This is a genomic window from Escherichia sp. Lx600-2 (assembly GCF_036662595.1).
In the GTDB taxonomy this organism is placed as follows: domain Bacteria; phylum Pseudomonadota; class Gammaproteobacteria; order Enterobacterales; family Enterobacteriaceae; genus Escherichia; species Escherichia coli.
The window spans coordinates 1-2,761 of sequence record NZ_JAYQWM010000183.1 but is presented as its reverse complement, the minus strand read 5'-3'; the positions used below and the strand labels follow the sequence as shown (position 1 = coordinate 2,761).

Below are 2,761 nucleotides of genomic sequence, written 5' to 3'. Positions count from 1 at the left end.
AAAGGTGATGGTGAATACCGGAGGGAACAAAAGGCAGGTCCCCGCAAAACGTCAAAACCGCGGCTCCCGAAACTCAACAGATGATGGGGGCTGAAAACCAGAGAGAGGAGAAAGCAGGATGAGTACCCGAAATATCCACGTTAACACCGCGTCGTACACGCTTCTTGTTGCCGGGAAGAAAAAAAACACCGGGGAAGAGTGGGACGTCCTGGAATTCAGCAGCCTGACTGAGCTGAAAAAATATCGCAAAAGCCACCCGGAAAAGATGGCCTTCAGTTATAGCTACGCGCTCAGTCAGGGTGTGGATAAGCAGTTCCGCCATATCAACATTGCGGAAGCCGATCACTTCAAACAGTTCCTGCGTCAGATTAAGCGTGCCGGCCTCGATATCCGGGCGATCTGCTGACCGGATGTGATGAATACCCCTCCTGATTGTTGCAATCTTGTTAATGGAGATCGGGGGGGATTATATTAAGCGGAAAAATTTTTTATTAAATTTATTCTTTCATAAAGGAGTAGCTGTTATGCGATTAACTTCCCGTTTTGGTCGGTATAATTCCATCCGCCGTGAACGTCCTTTAACGGATGATGAATTAATGCAGTTCGTGCCTTCGGTATTTTCCGGTGATAAACATAAGTCCCGGAGTGAACGTTATACGTATATTCCAACAATCAATATCATCAATAAGTTACGTGATGAAGGTTTCCAGCCATTCTTTGCCTGTCAGAGTCGGGTTCGTGATTTGGGACGTCGCGAATACAGTAAACATATGTTACGTCTTCGCAGGGAAGGGCATATTAACGGGCAGGAAGTTCCTGAAATTATCCTGCTTAATTCACATGATGGTTCATCCAGTTATCAGATGATCCCCGGAATTTTTCGTTTTGTCTGCACAAATGGCCTGGTGTGCGGAAATAATTTTGGCGAAATCCGCGTTCCACATAAAGGTGATATTGTCGGGCAGGTTATCGAGGGAGCGTATGAAGTACTCGGTGTCTTTGATAAGGTCACTGATAATATGGAGGCGATGAAAGAAATTCATCTTAACAGTGACGAGCAACATTTATTTGGCAGAGCTGCACTGATGGTCAGGTATGAAGATGAAAATAAAACGCCAGTGACGCCTGAACAGATAATTACTCCCCGTCGTCGGGAGGATAAACAGAACGATCTCTGGACGACCTGGCAGCGGGTTCAGGAGAATATGATAAAAGGTGGATTATCGGGGCGAAGTGCCTCCGGGAAAAATACCATGACAAGAGCCATTACAGGTATTGATGGTGATATAAGAATCAACAAGGCGTTATGGGTGATTGCCGAACAGTTCAGAAAGTGGAAGTCATGATAATATAAGTAAAGCCCCGAAAAAATTTTCGGGGCTTTACTTATATTATCATTTTTCGGCATTGCTGTGTCGTCTGATATACCTCGATTTCATCAACCGGCTTTCCGGTTGTCTGTAAATATTGTGCCCGCGAAAAATGGTCTGGCAGGAGGCTGCGCAGTTACCGGGTATATATAAGATGGGTTCCCGCTTCGCGGGGCTTCGGCCAGTCAGTATTGTCACTCATATGATATTTTTGTGTGTGGCCTTCCATGCCGCTTTTGCGGCATAACCGGTATCTGACAATGTCTGTAAGATTAATTGTTCTGCTCGCTGTTAATTTCCGGAAGTGATTTCTTCGTGGCCGGAAGCCGGATACCTTTACTGCTTTTTATCCCGGTATAAATCCGGTAAACATCTGATGCGTAGGCAAGACGTCTCTGGTTCTGGCGTTCGGTTTTCCTGAATCCGGCATTGTATGCACCAACGGCCTCCCAGGAGACGCCCCATTTTTTAAAGGCTATTGCCAGATAATAAGCACCGGTATAAATGTTCATGCAGGGATCTGTTGTCAGATGTTCCGGCTTAATTCCATAGCGGGCCAGTTCGTTAAAATGCTGGGAATCTACCTGCATCAGTCCGCTGCCATATCCCGTTACCGGATTAATACCGATGGCATTAACCCGGTAACGGGATTCTTTCCATGATATTGCTCTCAGTAAATCAGGATCTATTTTGTAATCCCTGCCTGCAAGATCAAAGCAATCAGTGGCCAGACAGATCTCATTTATAAACATCAGGCAGATGGCTAACATCCATTTTTTCATTTTCCCACCTCTGGTGACTTTATCCGTAAATAATTTAACCCACTCCACAAAAAGGCTCAACAGGTTGGTGGTTCTCACCACCAAAAGCACCACACCCCACGCAAAAACAAGTTTTTGCTGATTTGCTTTTTGAATCATTAGCTTATGTTTTAAATAATGTATTTTAATTTATTTTACATTATTAAATAGGGGCGTTGACGACCCTATGGCGACCCTATGGCGACCCTTGTTAGGGTCAGTACTGACAAATTTTATGAAAAACATTTGGATATATTAGGGCCGCCCCTAGCAGCGCCGTGCGTTTTTTTATAGTATGCCCCTAGGGGCGCTGCTAGGGGTGCTCTTCTTTTTTCAGACCAAACTATTAGTAAATGAAATAAAACACTTGTTTCAGAATATAAAAGGTACTGTCTTATGGCCAGAGTAAATCTGTATATCAGTAATGAGGTTCATGAAAAAATTAACATGATTGTTGAAAAGCGTCGTCAGGAGGGAGCAAGAGATAAAGATATAAGCCTTTCAGGAACTGCTTCAATGCTTCTTGAATTGGGGCTTCGCGTATATGATGCACAGATGGAGCGTAAAGAGTCTGCGTTTAACCAGACAGAG

The 2,761-nt window shown here is 44.3% G+C and carries 4 protein-coding genes and 1 pseudogene; 4 read left to right on the top strand and 1 reads right to left on the bottom strand.

Going from position 1 to position 2,761, the window contains the following annotated elements; all coding sequences use genetic code 11:
- The 3 genes and pseudogenes from OQV04_RS24110 to OQV04_RS24100 form a co-directional block, all read left to right on the top strand.
- Nucleotides 1-94 (top strand): annotated as a pseudogene (locus tag OQV04_RS24110) (single-stranded DNA-binding protein); the annotation flags it as partial.
- Between the two features lie 24 nt (nt 95-118).
- On the top strand, nt 119-406 hold the full coding sequence (locus tag OQV04_RS24105) for a hypothetical protein (RefSeq protein WP_000107535.1): 288 nt from the start codon (nt 119-121) through the stop codon (nt 404-406).
- A gap of 118 nt (nt 407-524) precedes the next feature.
- Nucleotides 525-1,346: a DUF932 domain-containing protein gene (locus OQV04_RS24100; RefSeq protein WP_033804334.1), complete on the top strand. Its 822-nt coding sequence runs from the start codon at nt 525-527 to the stop codon at nt 1,344-1,346.
- 296 nt (nt 1,347-1,642) lie between these two features.
- On the opposite strand, the gene OQV04_RS24095 is transcribed toward OQV04_RS24100, so the two are convergent.
- A complete protein-coding gene (locus tag OQV04_RS24095; protein WP_148726238.1) occupies nt 1,643-2,290 on the bottom strand; it encodes a transglycosylase SLT domain-containing protein in 648 nt (215 codons plus the stop codon).
- Between the two features lie 276 nt (nt 2,291-2,566).
- Here OQV04_RS24095 and traM point away from each other — a divergent pair.
- Nucleotides 2,567-2,761: conjugal transfer relaxosome DNA-binding protein TraM (gene traM / locus OQV04_RS24090; protein WP_332643166.1), on the top strand; the 195-nt coding region annotated here is incomplete at its 3' end.

What these genes read in the sequence shown, in the direction of transcription:
- OQV04_RS24105 (WP_000107535.1), top strand. Translation starts at nt 119, where the DNA reads ATGAGTACCCGAAATATCCACGTTAACACCGCGTCGTACACGCTTCTT.
- OQV04_RS24100 (WP_033804334.1), top strand. Translation starts at nt 525, where the DNA reads ATGCGATTAACTTCCCGTTTTGGTCGGTATAATTCCATCCGCCGTGAA.
- OQV04_RS24095 (WP_148726238.1), bottom strand. Translation starts at nt 2,290, where the DNA reads ATGATTCAAAAAGCAAATCAGCAAAAACTTGTTTTTGCGTGGGGTGTG.